Source organism: Bacteroidales bacterium (assembly GCA_035353855.1).
Taxonomy (GTDB): Bacteria; Bacteroidota; Bacteroidia; order Bacteroidales; family CG2-30-32-10; genus DAOQAK01.
In genome coordinates, this window is the sequence record DAOQAK010000029.1 from 12,795 (window position 1) to 32,856 (window position 20,062).

A 20,062-nucleotide genomic window follows, 5' to 3' on the forward strand; every position below is an offset into this window, starting at 1 on the left:
AAATATAAAACCGTTTTACAACTATGCTCAACCAGAAATTACAACAGAAACTTCTTCAAAAGTTGTCGCCACAGCAGATACAGCTCATGAAACTGTTGCAAGTTCCTACCATAGCTTTAGAACAACGAATAAAACAGGAAATCGAGGAAAACCCTGCCCTTGAAGAAGGCACAGAGGAAGAAGAAGAAAACACAAATGAAGAACTCGATGACAATAACATTTCCGAGGATATAAATGAAGATGATGAAACGCAGGATGATTCGAAAATAAATGAAGAAGACGAATTTGCTTTCGATGATTATGTTAATGGTGATGATGAAATTCCATTATACAAACTTGTAGCCAATAATACAAGTCTTGATGATGAAAAAAGAGATATCCCTTATGCTTCGGGCATCACATTTCATGAACAATTGATTTCACAACTTGGTCTTCGGGTACTCGAAAACAGGGAATACCAGATAGCGCTTCATCTTATAGGAAACCTCGATGATTCAGGCTATCTGCAACGTGATATCAATGCAATGGTTGATGATCTGGCTTTCGCCCAGAATATCAAAACAACAGCTTCCGAAATATTGCATTTACTTGAAATCATCCAGGAATTTGATCCTCCCGGTGTGGGTGCAAGAAATTTACAGGAGTGCCTGTTATTACAGTTAAAACGATTATCCCCTTCTACACCTGAAATTGAACAGGCTATAGATATTATCAAAAACTATTTTGAGGATTTTACAAAAAAACATTACGATAAAATTGAAAAGAAAAAAGGCATTAATGAAAATATTCTGCATAGTGCTATTGGTGAAATCCTGAAATTAAATCCAAAGCCGGGAAATACTTACATTGAACATTCACGTGTTCAGCAATACATTGTTCCCGATTTTATTTTAACGAATAACGACGGGCAATTGGAACTATTTCTAAATTCACGCAATGCTCCCGATTTAAAGATCAGCAAGACCTACCAGGAAATGCTGGAATCATATTCCAGGTCGAAAGATAAAAAAGGAACACAAAAAGAAGCAATGGTTTTTGTTAAGCAAAAAATTGATTCTGCAAAATGGTTTATCGATGCTATAAAACAACGCCAGGATACTTTATATCAAACCATGAATGCTATTCTTGAATACCAGAAAGAATATTTTACTGAAGGTGATGAAACATTAATAAAACCAATGATCCTGAAAGATATTGCTGAAAAAGTAAACCTTGATATAAGTACAATCTCCAGGGTTGCAAACAGCAAATATGTTCAAACTCCTTTTGGAACATTCCCATTAAAAAGTTTTTTCTCTGAGTCCATGTCGACTGATTCGGGAGAAGAAGTTTCAACACGTGAAGTAAAAAAAATATTACAGAATTGCATCGAATCGGAAAGTAAGAAAAAACCTCTTACTGATGATGAACTGGCAAAAATTCTGAATGAAAAAGGATACAATATTGCACGGCGTACTATTGCTAAGTACCGCGAAATGCTTAACATTCCTGTAGCACGCTTACGTAAAGAAATTTAAACGAATGGAAACCCGCCTGGCAAAAATCATTTCATATCTTTTCCATCCTGTATTTGTTCCGATATACGGATTATTGGTACTCTTTAATATGAAATCATATTTTTCTTTTGAGCTTATATTTAATGCTCAATTATTAATCCTTTCGTTTGTATTTATTACTACTGTAATTTTTCCATTGTTTATAATTTATTTTTTGAAACAGCAGGGTTACATTCAAAGTTTTCAAATGCAAAGCCGCGATGAAAGAAGACTACCTTATTTATTAATGGCAATTTTTTATTTTATCACTTACCAAATGTTCACCCAGATGCATCTTCCGGAAATATATTCTTTTTATTTTATGGGTGCAACATTACTTTTAGCGCTGGTGGTTATCATTAATATATGGTGGAAAGTTAGCATACATATGGTTGGCATGGGCGGTTTGTTTGGAATGCTCACCGGGTTATCAATAGCATTTTCATTCAATACTATTTATTTACTTTCAATTATTTTATTGATAAGCGGGATTGTCGGATTTGCCCGTTTAAAATTAGAAACCCACAAACCATCCGAAATATATTCCGGATTTCTTGTGGGTACTGTTATAATGACTTGCCTGTATTTATTTATCTAAAGCAATGAAATTGCTATTCCTGCAGAAACAGGATACATTTCCAAACCTTTATCTTTTTTAAAAATATTTGTAAGAGAATAATATCCGAATACTCCAAACATTCCGTAATTAAAACGTGCAGTAACGCCATATCGTAAAGTTTCAATGTTTGGAATTTTATAATTTTTATATTTTACTTTATCTGTTGTTCCTGATAAATAATCATCTCCGCTGTATTTCGTATGATTATTAATCAAATAGCCGGCTTTAAATCCAACAGCAAACCTTATGTCTTTTCCTTTTTTGTTTTCAGCGCTGTATTTAAATTCAACCGGAACATCAAAATAAGAAAGGTTGATTTTATTTACGATATATTCTATTTTATTACCATTTATTGTTTTAGGTATACGGTTAAAAATAGTATTTCCGGTATATACATTTGTTGATGAAACGGAATCGTAACTCATTTCTTTTGCAGGGCTAGCATCACTAAATAAATTATGTGAGCCTAATCCGAAACCAATATTAAAACTAAATTTACTTTTTCCGAAAGGAACATTATACATTAAATAAAAAGCTACACCGCGATTAAATGATTTAACGGTAAGACTGGTATCGGCGCCCTGCCAAAAATCATTATAAATATTGATGATCACTTTTTCTCCTTTACCCGAAGAAATCTTCTTTGAAGAAGTTGAATCCTGTGCATGAATTACACTTAATGAAACTATGGATATCAAAAAAATTAAAAATGTTTTTTTCATAGCGGAAATTTTTGTTTTGTACAAAGTTAAAATAAATAACAATTTTAGATTATTTTCATTATAATTTCGTCATTTTATCCCAAAGTTTTTTCCCCATCTCCTTAGAGAACTCATATAATCCGGCTGGTTCATTTATTACTTTCCGGTCATGTACAATAAGTTCTCCGTTTGAAATAACATGTTGCACCTGTCTTGATTCAATTCCGAATAAAAAGTGTCCGTAAAAATTATTCTGATTAAAATCAGTAGGAGTATTATAATCAAGTACCACAAGATTATTTTCTCCATCACCAGAAATATTATTTGATTTTAAATAACGATGAACATTCCTGAAACGCTTGTATGCGCCGGGATAATCAATGTTGTCAAATCCCTGCCCAACATAAAATGCCGATTTTGCACTCCGCAGCATATCGCTGTGCATACCATCAGTACCCAGCATGATATTTTCGCCCAATCCCCGTGAATTGAAATATCCTACATTGTTATTCAAATTACTTTCCGAATTCTGCACAACCCATGCCTTTGAATTTTGAATGATTTTCTTTTCATGTTCATCAATATGCAGACAATGACCCAGTATGGTTTTAGAAAAATCAAGTGCACCATAATTATTTAATCTTTCAATAACACGACAATGGTAATTTTTTAAACATTCTTCTTCATCGTATTTATCTTCCGCCGTGTGAACATGAATTCCGCTATTATATTCCCTGGCAAGTGCAACAGCCGATTCCAGTGTTTTATCCGAAATGGTGAACGAAGCATGTAACCCCACTAATCCTTGTTCTGCCTTTAAATAATTTTCCGTTTCTGCTAAACCTTTCTGAGCAATATCTTCGCCATCCCTATCGCTGATTTCATAACACAATAAATGAGAAACACCTATTTTATTAAAAGCATTTGCAATAGTTTCAAGTGAACCATCAATCGCAAATGGCGAAGCATGATGATCGATTACAAAAGTAACACCGTTCTGCGCACAAGCTACAGCAGTTACCAATGCACTTGCTTCAATCATTTCCTCATCTAAACATTTATCCAATGTCCACCAAACATATTTAAGAATTTCATAAAAGTTTTCAGGACTTTTTTTTGGCGGATGCATTCCCCTGGACAAAGCCGAATATACATGATGATGCCCACAGGCAAATGATTTGGTAACATATTTACCTTTACAGTCGATAACTTTATCTGTGGGTTTTGTTCTGATTTCATCAATGAAATCAATGTTTCCATTAATCCCGGAATTAATTTTGATATTCGATTTTTTAAACTCCAATGTTTGCCAGTTAATAAAAGTGGCATCCTTTAAATAAATTGTCATATCGTTTCTATTTATTTTAATGCAAAACTATGTATAAATTCTTAATGTTATTTTATTTCATAATATGAAAAATTAAATAACTTTGAATAAAATATTCATTCAATATGGATAACAGGAAAGAACTGGAAGCCGAATTAAAAAATATAGAAGTTTCGTCTTTATCAGATGAACAGGTTATGGCTATTAAAAAAATATTATCGGATAAGAAAACGAAAATTACTCCGAACAATGTTATAACCATTGATAATAAAAAAGGACAGAAAATCGAAAATAATATAAATGAATTTGATAATAGTTTTTTTAATAACTTCATCGATAACAACCCTATAGCATTTCTGATTTGTGATTCAGAAAGTAAAATAATAAAAGTAAATAAAGCTGCTGTTGATTTGTTTTCCTTTTGTCCTGTTGGGTTTTATATTTTCAATAACCCAATTGTAGAGGCTTTTGATTTAGAAAATAAAATCAAAAATGTAAAAAAAGGTAATATTGAAAGCTATCCATTTTTCTGGTTCAATGGTAATAAATTTTACCCCGAAGCGCCATCAAAAGAAATTTGTATTTCGGTTATCATGTATCCGATTTATGATAAAGAAAACAACGGTGTATCAAATTATGTAGTTCTGGTTATTGATATTACTGAAAGAAAAAAAGCAGAAGAAGCATTGGTTACAAGTGAAGAAAAATATCGTCAGATTTTTGAAAACATACAGGCTGTTTATTATGAAGTAGACATGAACGGAAACGTTATTGAAGTAAGTCCATCCGTAGAATATCTTACACAATATAAAAGAAGTGAATTATTGGGAAATAACATAGAAAATATTTATGCGAACTCTTTTGACAGAAAAATATTTTATGAAGATCTATCAATAAAAGGGAAAGTCTTAAATTATAAAATCAATATTAAAAATAAAGATAATTCAATAATCTATACATCTGTAAATGCAAAGCTGATAAAAGATTCAAATGGGGTTCCGCAAAAAATTGTTGGAGCAATGTTGAACATATCGGAATTGGTCAAAACCATAGATGCCCTTAATAAAAGTGAAGAACGCTTTCGTGAGATTTATGAAAACACCAATGACCTGATATATACCATGGACTTTCAGGGAACATTTACTTCTGCCAATCCAAGTGCTAAAAAATTACTGGGCTATGAAGATGATGATGAAGTTCAAACCCTAAATATGACCGAATATCTTTCACCTGAGAGTTCAAAGATCGCTTTTGAGGATATTCATAAAAAACTTATAGGTGAAGAACTAAATACTGTATACGAGGTCGATTTCCTCAACACAGAAGGCTCTTACATTCCTTTAGAAGTAAATACCATGATAAGATATAAAGATGGAAAACCTTCTGATATATTCGGTATTGCAAGAGATTTAACGGAAAGGAAAAATGCACTTAAAGCATTAATGAAAAGTGAAGAAAAGTATAGGTTGATATTTGAAAATGCTCCATTAGGAATTATGACAGCAGATACAGATGGAAACATTATTGAAATAAACAGCACTCTTCTTAAACTACTCGGTTCAAGATCTATCGAAGAAACAAAAAGCATAAATGTTTTAACATTTCAACCATTGGTTGATTCCGGTTCTGCTAAAGCCTTTAAATATTGCATGGAAACAGGCGACCCTGTTATAACTGACGTCACATACACCAGCAAATGGGGAAAAACAATTGAAGCTAAAATTTATACGAAACCCATAAAAGATAAAAATGAAAACATTACCGGCTTCCAGGTTATTGCTGAAGATATTTCTGAAGAAAAACAAGCTGCCAGGCAAATTTTAGACACCCTGGCAGAAAAAGAAATTTTACTTCGGGAAATTCATCACCGGGTGAAAAACAATATGCAGATAATCATTTCCCTTATTAATATGCAAATGCAGGAAATCAATGATGAAGCAACCATTAAAAAAATAGGCGACCTGCAACAAAGAGTAAGAACTATGTCTATTATCCATGAAGACCTTTATACGTCGGAAGATCTTTCAAAAATTAACTTCGGAAACTATCTAAAAAAACTATCAGACAGCCTTCATCATACATATTCCAATGAATTGGATGTAAATTTAAAATTAAAACTTTATGATATTTTTCTTGGCATAGATACAGCTATCCCACTTGGTCTTATAGCAAATGAACTTTTAAACAATTCATTTAAACATGCATTTCCTGAAAACCTGAGTTCCAATAAAAAAAATAAAATACGTGAAATATATATTGAACTCAAATCATCAAACAATAAAAATATCCTGATCATTGGCGATAATGGCATTGGTATTCCTAATGATAATATTGCTGAATATGAGAATACACTTGGTTTAATGTTGGTCGATATTTTGATCAATCAGCTTAAAGGAAAATTAAAAATCACAAAACGTAATGGCACCCGTTTTGAAATTTCATTAGACGTTGAAGCCATCAAACCTATTCAGAAGCAGCCTTCACTGCATTAATAATCGGAATATAACCGGTACACCTGCATAAATTTCCTTCAAGAGCTTCCTTTATTTCAGCCTCTGTAGGTTTTGAATTTTTATTAAGTAAAGCTTTAGCGCTCATCAGCATTCCCGGTGTGCAAAATCCGCATTGAATGGCTCCGTTCTCTAAAAATAATTTTTGTAATTTGGAAAGCGTGTTATCTTTTTCAAGATTCTCAATTGTTTCAATTGTTGTTCCGTCTAATTGTCCGACAAGTACAAGGCAGGAACATACTGCTTCGCCATCCATTATTACTGTACAGGCTCCGCATTCTCCAACACCGCAGCCTTCTTTTGTGCCTGTCAAACCAAGGGTTTCACGCAACACATCTATCAATCTCAATGAGTCATCAACTTCGATGTTATGCTCGTTATCGTTTACTGTGAATTTTATTTTTGTCATGACTTCTCAACTTTTACTAAAACTTCTTTTAATACATCCTTACAAAGGTTTATAAATACAGGCGTTTTATATTCTGATGACCATCGTTTACCTATAGCCGAGTCAATAATATTTTTTAAAGGATTTTCAATTTCATCAATTACTTGTTCTGTTAGTTTACTCCCTATAAATAATTTTTCGATTTCTTCGATACGCTTAGGCTTATCAAATAATGAACCGGAAGCGATACGACATTCTTCAATATTTTTTTGGTTGTCAAACAAAATCATAACGCCTACACTCATGCGTGTTATATTCACTGCATTCCTTCTTCCCAACTGATAATAGCTGTGAAAATATTTTTTCTTAGGAATCGGAATTACAATTGCAGTGAGTATTTCATCAGGCTTTATTTGTGTTTCATAATTTTTAATCACGAAATCATTCACAGGAATTTCTCTTGATGAATCTTTTGATTGTAACACAACTCTTGCATTATATAAAATTAATGGAGGCACCGAATCGGCACAGGGAGCGGCATTCACGATATTTCCGCCAAGTGTTGCCCTGTTCCTGATTTGTTTTGAACCTATCAACGAACAAGCTTCTACCAAAAGAGGAAAATGTTTAATAATTTCTTTGTGTGAAATAATATTTGTTACAGAAACCGTGCTTCCTATTATTATTTCATCATTCGATTTTTTTATTTTCTTTAATTCCTTTAATTGTGAAATATTCAGTAGTTTTTCAGGATGGTTTCTTTTTCTGAGTTCAACAATGACATCTGTACCGCCTGCAATAATTTTATACTCTTCATTTTTTAGTGCTAATGCTTTTTTAAGAGTTTTCGGAGATATCATTGTAATATTTGAAACACGCGGAGCATTTTTTCTTTTCTTAATACTTAAACCTGCTTCGCTTTGTCTCTCTGGTTTTACAAGATTTTTTCCAAGATAAACACGTTCCAATGTTAATGGGATCTGGTAAAAATATTTTCCTGTTGCAAATTTTATTGCATTATTTATTGCTGCCGATGCTAATTCCAATGTAGGTTCGCCAATACTTTTTGCGCCAAAAGGTCCGTATTTATCAGGGTTTTCAACCAGAATGGGTTCAATTATGTTTATGTCTTTTATTGTCGGTAAAAGATATTCATCAAGGTTCGACGATTTTACAATTCCATTCTGAATATTAAAATCTTCAAGAATAGTATATCCTATTCCTTGTGCTACGCCACCATAAACCTGTCCTTCAATACCTATTTTATTTATTGCTCTCCCTACATCATGTGCAGCTGTAATTTTTATCACTTCAATTTTTCCTGTTGAAGTATCAACTTTTATTTCGGCAACCTGGCATCCGTATACATAGGTGAAATAAGCGTTTCCCTGTCCTGTTTCTTCATGCCAGCTAACATCGGGAGCTTTAAACCAGCCATAAGCAGAAAGATTTACTCCGGCTTTAAACGATTTCTCCACTGCATTTTCAAATGAAATGGAAGTGTTTTTTTCGTTTGAATTTTTCAATGAAATAAAACCATTTGCCCAAACGGTTTCATTAATATCCGAAACATTCAAATCATATTTTATAATATCAAAAATTGTTTTTTTAATTTTTTGTGCTGCATCAATCACTGCATTCCCGCCGGTTAATGTAGCCCGTGATGCAACTGTTGGGCCGCCATCAGGAACGGTAGCAGTTTGCGGTTCCAGAAAAGTAACTTTTTCTAATTTTGTTCCTAAAACTTCTGAAGCAATCTGACAGAAAGTAGTTCGCAAACCTTGACCATTTTCATTCAATCCGGCAAGAACATAAACGCTTCCATCAGCCTGAACCGAAACAATAGCTGATGTTGCATCAACACCTTCAGCACCTAATGAACAGCCGCGATAACTACATGCAAACCCAATTCCCAATTTATATCTTGAATTTTGCTCGTTCAGTTTTTTGAATTCTTCGCGTTTATTATTATAATCTGATCTCTCAATAGCTTTTTCAATTACTTCATTAAGAGAAACTTTATGTTCAGATAATACTTGTCCGCTTGCAGTAATACTTCCCTGTTTAAATCCGTTCAGTCTGCGAATTTCAAGAGGTGTAATATCGCACATTGCAGCAATTTCATCCATTAATGATTCCTGTGCAAAAATAATCTGAGGCGAACCAAATCCCCTGAAAGCAGCAGTATATGGGTTATTTGTATATACACTACGAATATCCGTCTGAACATTTTCTATTTCATAAGGACCGGTTGCCTGAACAACGGAACGCCATGTTACAAAAAAACTTTGCGATGCATACGCACCACTATCAGCAATAATATTAATTTTCATCGATATTAATTTCCCGTCATTATTAAAACCGACTTTATAATTTAAAATATATGGATGTCGTTTATAACTTTCTTTTATTGATTCTTCGCGGGTATATGTTAGTTTTATTGCCTTGCCCGTCATCTTAGAAAGAAGGGCTACTCGACAAGCCATACAATTTATGATATCATCTTTCCCGCCAAATGAACCGCCAAGTGTTGAACCAAAAACATTCACCTGGTTAAAATTTAAACCCATGAATGCTGCAACCATTCTTCTGGTAGTAAAAGGATTTTGTATGGAGCCAAAAATCTTTATTCCTTTAGTTGTAGCATCAGGAATAGCAGTTACGGTCTCCGGCTCAATGTAAGCATGTTCATGGAAACCCGTTCTGTATTCCCTTTCAATCACCTGCTGCGATTCTGTAAATCCTTTTTCCACATCACCTTTAACTAAGGGATAATGATTAACGATATTATTTACATAATCAGTATGGATAAGTCGTGCTGTTGGCTTTATCGCTTCTGCCGGATCGTAAATTCCTTCTACAGGTTCATATTCAATTTCTATTGCATCTGCAGCTGCACATGCTTGTTCACGGGTTTTAGCAGCAACAAGCGCAATAACATCACCGGTATAAAAAACTTCATCATTAACAATAACGTAATGATCCTGACGAATAGGGCCTATTCTTTTTTTCCCGGGAATATCATTATACAAAGCAATCTTTTCAACACCTTCCATTTTTTCTGCTTTGGATAAATCAATCTTTTTTATTTTCCCGGCAGGTATATCGGTGTAACGATTAGCCGCATGCAACATTCCGCAATGTTTAATATCATCGCCATAAACAGCCTTGCCCGTTACTTTCTCATAGCCATCTACACGTACAACTTCTTTACCAACTATATTATGCATAATTTTTTTATTGTTTTTTCAAAAACTTTTCAATTTCTTCTATATTCGGTTTCACAGCATCAGGAATATCAATTATTCTTTGTACCGCATTTAAATCCTTTAATCCACAGCCTGTAAGTAACACTACATTTTTACTTCCTTTTTCAAATTTTCCATCCCAGTAATAACTTAAAAAACCAGCAAAGGCTGCACTTGCTGCAGGCTCAGCAAAAATTCCTGTACGGCTGCTCAACACCTTTGATGCTGCAATTATTTCTTCGTCGCTTACCAGGATTGTTTCACCTGAAAAATCTTTAATATATTTTGCAGCCATTCTGAAATTCCTTGGTATATCAACAGAAATTGAGTCAGCAAGCGTTTTACTGGGTTTGGATACAAATTTTTCTTTAAAAATATTTTCATTAATGTTACTGCTGCCAAAAGCCTGAACGGCAACTATCGTTGGTATTTTATCAATAATTCCAAGATTCATTAAATCTTCAAACCCTTTATAAACGCCCGAAATAATAACACCATCGCCAACAGGAACAAAAATTCTATCAGGAATATTTTTATTTAACTGTGAAAATAATTCAAATGAAACGGTTTTCTTTCCTTCAATTGTAAACGGATTAAAAGCTGTATTGCGATTGTACCATCCGAATTTTTTTGTTGCTTCAATGCTCATATCAAAAGCATTGTCGTATGTTCCATCTATCGGGACTATTTGAGCGCCATACATCATTATTTGTGTAAGCTTTGCTTTTGGTGCAGCAGCCGGAACAAATATAATCGCTTTCTGTTTTTGCGCTGCACATATGCCTGCGAGCGAAGAGCCTGCATTTCCGGTTGAAGCAGCAACAATAGTATCAATATCATTTTCTTTTGCATAAGCAGAAACTATAGCTGATGCCCTGTCCTTAAATGAAAAGGTTGGATTCTGTGAATCATCTTTAAGGTAGAGTTCAAAATCAAGAACTTCATTATCCAATGATTTAATTTTATATAACGGGGTATTTCCTACTTTAAGATAAGGCAAGCTATCAGCTGATTTTATAGGAAGCAGATCAATAAATAATTTTTCTTCTAATTGTATGAAAATATTTTTTGAAAACTTTTTTACAATATCATTATAATCATAAACTGTTTTTAAAACTCCATAAGGAGGTTGCTTCACGGAATTTTTCTTTACGCAGGCGGGGCATAAATAATTTATTAATGCAGCCGGAATTTTTTCTCCGCAATCATTGCAGATAAAATTGAAATATTCTGCCATAATTCAGAATTAAATTTGAAAATAAAATTTTAACAACGGGTTAGTGAGCAAGCCCCCGTTTTACATCTTTGCGATAGTATTTCATATGTTTGCATGAGCGATGATTACATGAATAATCAGCCATTAAGAATGCAATTACCATAAGAACTAAAAAGATCTTTTTTAAGTATTTCATGCAGTATTATTTATTGATTGTAAATTTAAAAAAAATTTGAATCAAATACTTTTTAAAACACCAGTTTCTTCATTGAATTCATTTATCATTTCGTCCCATTTTTTATCCTGATGAAAGACTCTATCCCAAATTTCCCTATCGTACCAAAGCTGGTTAAGGTCTTCAATTTCTTTTGCCTGTTGCTCAACCCAGGTAAAATATTTCAGGTTGTGAATGGATTTCCTGTCGTTATAAGTCAAATCTTTTATATAATCTGTTTTTGTTCCAAGTAAGCATTTTTCATGGTCTTTTGCTGCCTGCAGCAGCGAATACTTTCCTTTTTCACTGGTCAGTTCTTCCAACCTGGAACCATACATTACAGCCGAATCTGTTGCAAGGGTCATAATAACATCATCCGATGTCATCTCATAAAGTTTTGCTGTTTTAATTGCAGACAAGATATTTGAAATGCCTGAAATTCCAAGCAATTCAAGTGAATCAACAAATGAATTATCAATACCGGTTGATTTCAAATATGCTTTTCCTTCTTTTTCATTGAACAATCTGAATATCCTCATGCAATCTTCATCATCAATAGCAACAACAGCGTCTGTATTTTTAATATTATGAACCCATGGAACATGTTTATCGCCTATGCCTTCAATGCGGTGACCACCAAAACCGTTCATCAGTAATGTCGGGCATTGCAATGCTTCAGAAGCAGCGACTTTAATGTGCGGATGAAGTGTACGCAGAAAATCACCTGCAGCAATAGTACCAGCAGAACCGGTTGCAGAAATATACCCTGCAAATTTACTTTTTGTATTTTTAATTTTATTGTAAACTTCTTCCAGTGCATGTCCTGTTACATTGTAATGCCAGCAAGGATTTCCGAATTCATCAAACTGGTTAAAAATAATGCAGTCTTTCCTGTTTTTACGAATATCCCAGCAAGCATCATAAATTTCTTTTACATTCGATTCACATCCTGGAGTAGCAATAACTTCAGCGCCTATTTCCTTCAGCCAGTCAAAACGTTCTTTGCTCATTTCTTCAGGAAGAATTGCAACAGCAGTACATCCCATCAAATAAGAATCGAAAGCGCCGCCACGACAATAATTTCCGGTTGAAGGCCATACCGCTTTATGATATGATGGATCGAATTCACCGGTGATAATCCGGGGAGCAAGACAACCATATGCGGCGCCTACTTTATGTGCACCTGTAGGAAACCATTTTCCAATAATAAGAACAATGCGAGCATCAACACCGCTAATTTCTTTAGGTATTTCAAGATAGTTTACGCCACCGTATAATCCGCCTTTTTCCTTTGGCTCATTATGCCAGTTGATACGAAAAAGATTTAAGGGATTCAATTCCCACAAACCAATATTCTTTAACTGATTTTTTATTTTTTCAGGAATCAGCGCAGGTTCCCTCATCTGTGCAAATGTTGGAAGAACAATCTTTCTTTCACGAAAACGTTCAACCGCTTTTCTTCTTGCATCAGGATTAATAACTTTATTAACTATTTGTATCATATGTTGAAATATTTTAATTCAATTTTTTAAAAAGGGCTACGAAATTAGGCAATTTGTATAGTGAATGTCAATTAAAACTTCATTTTTCTTTTATACCGACACGGAAAAGATAGATGAGGCGGCTACAAAAAATTTTTTTTATAAATGTTCTGGTTTAAATATTTTAGCTACGGCTCAATATACATGCTACTTCAAAGGCTCAATATATATAGGACTCCGATAAGATTCAATATAAAATAATCTTTCCTTCTTGCCAATCTCCATTTGGAAATATCGCCTTCCATGCATAAACTCCATTTTTAAAATCATCCAATTTTATTTTTTCATTATTAAAATTCATGATGTTTTTATAAACCTGTTTTCCGTTCACCGAAAATATTTCAATAGTAGCGCCTTTAGCATTCTCAATAGTAATTTCGTTCACTGCTGGATTGGGATAAACTTTTATGTTAATATTCTTATTCATATTTTCAATAAATATACCGGTAACACTGTTCCATAAAAAACTCATTGCACCCGGTGAACCCGATGAATGGTAAATCCTATCGATAAATGTAATTACTGTGTTATTCGAAGTATTACTTCCAATCTGTATATTATTTGTTTGTGAAATATTTTGAGGATCACTGATATCAAAAATTCTTAATTGTCCCTGCGACTGCAAACCACCTTCACTGGTTATCGCATAGTTATTATATATATCAACACCGGCGTTCATATTTCCCCAAATCCCCGACTGGAAAAAATAATCCTGATAAATATTTGCAGGGTCAGTGATATTCAATATCAACAAGCCATTTGCGACAAGAGGAACAGTTGAGCCAATAGAAACGGCAGCATATGTACTATCATTCTTTTTAAAAACTTTTAAATCCGATGAAAAACAAGAATATGTGCCAAGAATATTTGGGCTAACAGGATTAGACACATCAATAATTTTCATCGATTTTGATTGATAAGGAGTCCAGCATGCAACGGCAATATTATTATCATACCAATCCAAATTATTAATAGGTTCGTTTGCAAATTGCAGATAGCTTTTCAATACAGGCAATGCAATATTAGTAATATCCCATATGACAAGAAAGCCATCAGCGCCAACATTTTCGCCTGCCGCCAACAAATTATCTTTAAGCATTAATTTAATTGGTCCATTCGTACCGATATGTTTTATCCGCACAATACTGTCGGGTTGTAACGGATTGCTTATTCCAGCAATTACAATTCCTTTTTCACCTGAAGCAACAAATAAAAAAGTATCTTTTACAAATACACCTGAAGCGCCACCGGGAATTTCCCATAACGTTTTTTCTTCAAGTTTTCCATCGGTTTTTATTTCAGCAATACCCACCCCATGACCATCAATAGCAGCATAAATATAATTCTCATTTACAAATATATCTTTTGTATCGCCACAATTTTTTATTTCTGAAATCATTTGCGGATTCAGTAAATTACTTATATCATATATATTCCAACCTCCTGATAAATCAGCTTTATAAAGAAGGTTATCGCGTATTTCAATCCAGTTTGTTTGATTTGCAGAAGGTATAGCTCTTTCAAAATACATAGAATCAGGATTGGCAACATTTATTACCAGTGCTCCATCACTCCAGGAGGCAATATAAGCATGGTTTTCCTTTATTTTCAGATCAAGAGGTGATGAATAAACTTTATAATTAAATTCACCTACAGGGATAAAATTTGCAGAATTCTCTATATTAAAAACCAACAACTTCATCGTATCATTTGTCAATGCAGAAGTTTTATAACCGGTAACATAAAGGAATTTTTTTTGTTCATCGGTTGAACATTCTAAAAAATTCCACCCGGAAATTTTATAATTATCAATTGTAGCCGGAGAATTACTATTGATTTTCAAACGATATATTCCTCCGCTGCGATCGGTTAAAAATATTATGGAATCTTTATTATCAGCATCAATAGAGAAATCATGACCTGATTGATTCCATGATGAAAGCGGAACCGGATGAAGGGGAATACTTAAATCCATTAAAGTGATTCCTGAACTGCCACGAGGAAAATATCCTGTATTTCCTATAATAACCGGGCTATATCCGGGTACTTCACCGGGAAATAAATAATCGGAAACCAAAGGTTGTGATGGATTTGAAATATCAATGACAGCAATACCCATAGCATTATTGCCCGCATAACACACGTTTCCAAATGGGAATACATACGTTATACAATCAGTAGTATGGCAATGCCCTTTTATCAAAGGGCTTTGAGGATTTGATATATCGACAACCGTAAATGCACTGCCAGAACCAATATAAGCATAATTTCCCTGAACATTCAGGGAAAATACAGGACCGTAAAAAGCGGCATCAAGCCATTGTAACGATGATCGCTGAGCAATAGAATAAAAACCGATGAAGATAAATAATAATAAAAATATTTTTTTCAATTTCTTTTTATTAAATAAATTTAAAAATATTCGTATTCGAGAATTTTGCCATATAAATAACGACCATTCTCGTCATAAGTAAGTTCAATAGTTAACAGGTTTTTATCATTGTATTCATATGTAGTAACCTTTTTTCTCTCACCAATAAATTCTTTCACCTCAGTAACCGATCCTGAAAAATTATAAGTGAATGTAGCATAATCAGGACCATCCGGGCTTCCATAACATTCTTTTATTTTTTGTTTTTTATCATTATAAAAATAATATGTGCTGTCAGTTTTTTTCCATGAATCTTTTTTAAAATAAACAAGCGTGTCATTATTTAATCCATACCTATAGCCGTGCTCTCTGAATGGAATATTAAAATCATCTTTATAATACTTCATGCTCAGTAACGATCCTGAGGCATTATATTTATAAACATATTTTTGATTTATTTTTCCTGTTTCGTCTTCATAACTTTCTTCAATCATATTTCCTTTTGAATCGTAAGAAAATAAAATTTTAAGTTTTATTTCTTTCGAAGTGCTGTCAGGTACATAAACAAAGGCATTAGATAATCTTCCATTAATATCATATTTATAAACTGTTTGTTCTTTCTTTTCTGTTTTAGCATAAACATCTGTGAAAATTTTATTCTTACAATAAATTTTTTCTGTATTACTATACTTATATTCTGTTTCTGTAATCCAACTACCATTGCTGTTAGAAATAGTTTCCATTACATGAATCAGGTTATTTCCATCATATGTATTTTCAATTTTTGTATAATAAAAAACATACGACTTTGATTCATATTTTACCAGATTCCCAGAAATATCATAGGTTTTCTTTATAGTATAATCATCATATGAATTATAATTTTTCATTAGTGAATCAGGCCAGAATTTACTAATGTTAATGCTTTTGATTCTGTTGTTAATTATAAAATCATTTCTTGAATTTTCTTTCTGTGATTTTATAATTTCATTATAAACCTGCGTAAAGGAAAGAAATGGCAGAAGAATTAAAACAGCAAAAAATAATTTTTTCATGTTTTCATGTTTTGAAAACATAAAGGTAAAAATATATTTTATTACTTGTATTAAAGGGAAAAATAATCTTCAGCAGCATTGAACAACACCATCATATTTGCTGCCTGGGAAAATTCAATATTTTTTATTTTTTCATTCAAGAATTCAACACTAACTAAAATATTATTCGTATCAAAAACTCCTTTCACATCTTCCGATTCAAAAATAAATCTCTCATCCTTTAATGTTAACGTGCTTATTTCATTATTTACTTTTTGAATCAAAATAGTTTTATCTTTCAGCTTACTCAACATAAAACCATTTTCTACTTCTTTAAAACTTTTTGCCGTTAAATAAAATTTTGGTTTATCCCTGTATGGCGCTCCACTTGTGGGACAGAATGTAGTACAGTTGCCACACTCATTACAGAAATCGGCAATATTTATAACCTGGTATTTTTGTCTAACATTTAAAATATCTGACTTTTCTATGATAACCTCATCTTTATCTTTCGATGCTTTGTAAATATTTATAGTTTGTGGTTTTGTAAAATATGTATGATTTGCCCTGTTCGGACAAACTGTTACACAAATACTGCAAACATCATTGCAATATAAACACCTTGAAGATTCTTTAACTGCCTGCTCTTTAGAAAGTGAATTTACAACCAAATTAAAATTTCTTCTTTGTGAAATTGAAGTTTCTTCAGCAATTTCTCCTTTTTTTCTTTTTGATTTTTTAATTATATAATCGCGGTATTCAAGTTTTTTATCTGAAACTTCCGGTTCGAAATCAATAGTCATTCCCGATTTTTCAATAATCATTTTTGCAACTTTTCTTCCGTCAGCAATAGCTTGTATCACATTCTTACCGCCATTCTGGGCATCACCGCCAATAAAAACGTTTTCAATTTTTGTTTCTAAAGTTTCTGAATTTGATTGTAATAATTTTTTATTAACAAAATCTATATCCACGTCCTGACCTAATGCAGGGATTAGCGTATCAACTTTAACTTCAAATTCTGAATTCTCAATTTTTACTGGTTTTGGTCTTCCTCCTTTTTCATCATTAACCAATTTCATCTTACTGCAAACAATTGATGAAAGTTTTCCATTATCGGAAATAATTTTTTCGGGAGCAACCAATTCAACTATTTCTATTCCTTCATCAAGTAATGCTTTAATTTCTTCAGCTTCAGCAGGCATTTCATTAAGTGTACGACGGTATAGTATTCTTACTTTCGCATCTTTATCAGCAATTCGCAATGCTGTTCTTGCCACATCCATTGCTGTATTTCCGCCACCAATTATTGCAATATTTTTTCCAAATTCAATTGCTTTATTTCTTTTTACAGAAGATAGAAAATCAAACGGATCAATTATTCCTTTGCAATCTTCGCCTGCAATACCAAGCTTTTTAAACTTTTGTGCACCTGTTGCAATAAAAATAAACTGATGTGATTTTCTTAATTGCTCAAAAGAGTTTTTATCAATTTTTGTTTCGTAATGAATGGCTACTCCAAGATTTTTTATTCGCTCAATATCTTTCTGAATCGCTTCATGCTTCAGTCGGAATGCCGGAATAGCATCGGCAACCATTCCTCCGGGAATATTTTTTGTTTCATAAATATCAACATCAAATCCTGCAAGCTTCAGGAAATATGCACATGCAAGTCCCGACGGACCGGCTCCAATAACTGCTACTTTACTTTTATTTGTGGGTAATGGTTTTATTGCATTCTCACTCGCATTTTCGGCAATATATCTTTTAACATCTCTTATTAAAATGGAATTATCATAATTAATTCTTGTACATTTTGTCTGGCATTCGTGGTCGCACACCATTCCCAAAACATTTGGGAAAGGGTTTTTTTTCATGATTACTTCAAAAGCTTTATCAATATCTCCAACAGATGCATAATATAAATATTCAGGAATATCCTGATTTGTAGGGCATGTTCCAACACATGGTGCATTTACACAATCGAAATAAGACAGGTTTTTATTTGTTTTTATATCCGGCGTAAAAAATGTTTCGCGTTTATATGCGCTTTCGTCAAGCACCTGTAATGCATATTTATCAAGGGTTTTGAGCGAAGCAGATTTTTGTGGATAAGAAATATCTTTTATGTTTTCAATATATTGATTCAACCGTGCATAGCCACCGGGTTTTAATATATCGGAACAAACCGTAACAGGCTTTAGTCCGCTTAATAAAATATTTTCAATATTAAAACAATCAGCACCAGCGCAAAATGAAATATCAAGTACACCTTTAAATTCTTTCTGAAGTTTATTTGCAAGATTGATGCTTATAGGATGCAGAGCACGTCCACTCATGTACATCATCTTTTCATCTTTTGAAAAAATATTTTTATTATTGATGCTTTCTAATGTATTTGTCAGTTTTAATCCAAAACAAACATCTTCTTCTTTTGCAGCATTCTCAAGCGATTTAATAAGCTTTAATGCGTCGGTATATTTAAGGTCGTGTTCAAAAGCTACATCAGGAACTTCAGTTTTGAACTCAGAAGATTTATTTAAAATATTACGTAATGCTTCAGCGCCAAGCAATGTCGGATTTAATTTTATAGTTGTATGAAGTTTCTTTTCATGAATTAAATATAAACCTATTTTTTCAATTTCATCGGGTGGACAGCCATGCATTGTTGATAACGTGATGTTATCCGACATTTTATCAGGAATGTAAATTTTTATAATTTCAGGATAAATGGATTTTAGTTTTTCTACATATTCATTTTTCTCCTTGCTGCAATCAGCCATTTTATTGAAAAACCATTGAACATTGTTTTTAAGAATCCCTTCCATATTATAGCCAACGCTCATATTGAAAATCATTCCCAAACCTTCATCATTATTCCATCCGAAATGATGTTTCAGCAAATGAATGATTATCCATGCTTTCAGGTATTCATCATAAGCTTCCTGAATTTTCAACTCCTGCGACCATTCGCAATTATAACCTTCATCCTGAATATCAATACAAGGTTTTGAAACATGAATTTCATCTAAAGTTTGAACTGTTTTTAATTCAATGTAGCGGGCACCGCAAAGCCATGCCGAAATAATATTCTGTGCCATTTGTGTATGTGGCCCTGCAGCAACGCCCAAAGGACTTTCGAGCATTTGTCCATAACGCTTCATTCTGAATTTATCAGAAGTTGAAGGTGTGAAAAAAAGTTCCTGTGGAATTCCAAAAATTTCTTTTCTTGATTTAAGCTCATTCTCTATCATCGAGTAAAGCTGTTCTACGGGGATTGTAGAAAATTTATCAGTCAAATTTGTTTTTTCTTTCATGTTTTCTGATATTTGATGAAAAAATAAAGGGTTGCAAATGT

General features: G+C 33.0%; 13 protein-coding genes. 3 read left to right on the forward strand and 10 right to left on the reverse strand.

The window, feature by feature from the left end; genetic code table 11:
• The first annotated feature begins 23 nt into the window (after positions 1-23).
• Together rpoN and PKK00_08740 are read left to right on the forward strand one after the other, a co-directional pair.
• Positions 24-1,517 (forward strand): RNA polymerase factor sigma-54, encoded by a 1,494-nt coding sequence (rpoN, locus tag PKK00_08735; protein HNW98479.1) that lies wholly within the window; start codon positions 24-26, stop codon positions 1,515-1,517.
• Positions 1,518-1,521: 4 nt separating this feature from the next.
• A complete protein-coding gene (locus PKK00_08740; GenBank protein ID HNW98480.1) occupies positions 1,522-2,133 on the forward strand; it encodes a hypothetical protein in 612 nt (203 codons plus the stop codon).
• On the opposite strand, the gene PKK00_08745 is transcribed toward PKK00_08740, so the two are convergent.
• Positions 2,130-2,876, reverse strand: a complete 747-nt coding sequence (locus tag PKK00_08745) for a porin family protein (protein ID HNW98481.1) — start codon at positions 2,874-2,876, stop codon at positions 2,130-2,132. The two genes, PKK00_08740 and PKK00_08745, sit on opposite strands and share 4 nt — an antisense overlap.
• Before the next feature lie 58 nt (positions 2,877-2,934).
• A complete protein-coding gene (locus PKK00_08750; protein HNW98482.1) occupies positions 2,935-4,203 on the reverse strand; it encodes an amidohydrolase family protein in 1,269 nt (422 codons plus the stop codon).
• A 104-nt stretch (positions 4,204-4,307) separates the two neighbouring features.
• On the opposite strand from PKK00_08750, the gene PKK00_08755 reads away from it, so the two are divergent.
• Positions 4,308-6,674, forward strand: a complete 2,367-nt coding sequence (locus PKK00_08755; protein ID HNW98483.1) for a PAS domain S-box protein — start codon at positions 4,308-4,310, stop codon at positions 6,672-6,674.
• Here the strand turns inward: PKK00_08755 and PKK00_08760 are convergent.
• The 8 genes from PKK00_08760 to ygfK form a co-directional block, all read right to left on the reverse strand.
• On the reverse strand, positions 6,646-7,101 hold the full coding sequence (locus PKK00_08760) for a (2Fe-2S)-binding protein (GenBank protein HNW98484.1): 456 nt from the start codon (positions 7,099-7,101) through the stop codon (positions 6,646-6,648). The two genes, PKK00_08755 and PKK00_08760, sit on opposite strands and share 29 nt — an antisense overlap.
• Complete coding sequence (locus PKK00_08765; GenBank protein ID HNW98485.1) at positions 7,098-10,310, reverse strand: molybdopterin-dependent oxidoreductase; 3,213 nt, start codon at positions 10,308-10,310, stop codon at positions 7,098-7,100. Before PKK00_08765 ends, PKK00_08760 begins: the two co-directional genes overlap by 4 nt.
• 7 nt (positions 10,311-10,317) lie before the next feature.
• Positions 10,318-11,565 (reverse strand): threonine synthase, encoded by a 1,248-nt coding sequence (gene thrC / locus PKK00_08770; protein HNW98486.1) that lies wholly within the window; start codon positions 11,563-11,565, stop codon positions 10,318-10,320.
• A 40-nt stretch (positions 11,566-11,605) separates the two neighbouring features.
• Positions 11,606-11,740 carry a hypothetical protein gene (locus PKK00_08775; GenBank protein HNW98487.1) on the reverse strand — a complete coding sequence of 45 codons (135 nt, stop codon included), beginning with the start codon at positions 11,738-11,740 and terminating at the stop codon, positions 11,606-11,608.
• A 41-nt stretch (positions 11,741-11,781) separates the two neighbouring features.
• The gene (locus PKK00_08780; GenBank protein HNW98488.1) at positions 11,782-13,260 is read right to left on the reverse strand and encodes a pyridoxal-phosphate dependent enzyme; all 1,479 of its coding nucleotides are present in this window, start codon (positions 13,258-13,260) and stop codon (positions 11,782-11,784) included.
• A gap of 226 nt (positions 13,261-13,486) precedes the next feature.
• Complete coding sequence (locus PKK00_08785; protein HNW98489.1) at positions 13,487-15,691, reverse strand: T9SS type A sorting domain-containing protein; 2,205 nt, start codon at positions 15,689-15,691, stop codon at positions 13,487-13,489.
• 20 nt (positions 15,692-15,711) lie between these two features.
• Entirely contained in the window at positions 15,712-16,725 is a 1,014-nt protein-coding gene (locus PKK00_08790) for a hypothetical protein (GenBank protein ID HNW98490.1), read from the reverse strand.
• Positions 16,726-16,775: 50 nt separating this feature from the next.
• Complete coding sequence (ygfK, locus tag PKK00_08795; GenBank protein ID HNW98491.1) at positions 16,776-20,021, reverse strand: putative selenate reductase subunit YgfK; 3,246 nt, start codon at positions 20,019-20,021, stop codon at positions 16,776-16,778.
• Positions 20,022-20,062: the final 41 nt, after the last annotated feature.

What these genes read in the sequence shown, in the direction of transcription:
- rpoN (HNW98479.1), top strand. Translation starts at nt 24, where the DNA reads ATGCTCAACCAGAAATTACAACAGAAACTTCTTCAAAAGTTGTCGCCA.
- PKK00_08740 (HNW98480.1), top strand. Translation starts at nt 1,522, where the DNA reads ATGGAAACCCGCCTGGCAAAAATCATTTCATATCTTTTCCATCCTGTA.
- PKK00_08745 (HNW98481.1), bottom strand. Translation starts at nt 2,876, where the DNA reads ATGAAAAAAACATTTTTAATTTTTTTGATATCCATAGTTTCATTAAGT.
- PKK00_08750 (HNW98482.1), bottom strand. Translation starts at nt 4,203, where the DNA reads ATGACAATTTATTTAAAGGATGCCACTTTTATTAACTGGCAAACATTG.
- PKK00_08755 (HNW98483.1), top strand. Translation starts at nt 4,308, where the DNA reads ATGGATAACAGGAAAGAACTGGAAGCCGAATTAAAAAATATAGAAGTT.
- PKK00_08760 (HNW98484.1), bottom strand. Translation starts at nt 7,101, where the DNA reads ATGACAAAAATAAAATTCACAGTAAACGATAACGAGCATAACATCGAA.
- PKK00_08765 (HNW98485.1), bottom strand. Translation starts at nt 10,310, where the DNA reads ATGCATAATATAGTTGGTAAAGAAGTTGTACGTGTAGATGGCTATGAG.
- thrC (HNW98486.1), bottom strand. Translation starts at nt 11,565, where the DNA reads ATGGCAGAATATTTCAATTTTATCTGCAATGATTGCGGAGAAAAAATT.
- PKK00_08775 (HNW98487.1), bottom strand. Translation starts at nt 11,740, where the DNA reads ATGAAATACTTAAAAAAGATCTTTTTAGTTCTTATGGTAATTGCATTC.
- PKK00_08780 (HNW98488.1), bottom strand. Translation starts at nt 13,260, where the DNA reads ATGATACAAATAGTTAATAAAGTTATTAATCCTGATGCAAGAAGAAAA.
- PKK00_08790 (HNW98490.1), bottom strand. Translation starts at nt 16,725, where the DNA reads ATGAAAAAATTATTTTTTGCTGTTTTAATTCTTCTGCCATTTCTTTCC.
- ygfK (HNW98491.1), bottom strand. Translation starts at nt 20,021, where the DNA reads ATGAAAGAAAAAACAAATTTGACTGATAAATTTTCTACAATCCCCGTA.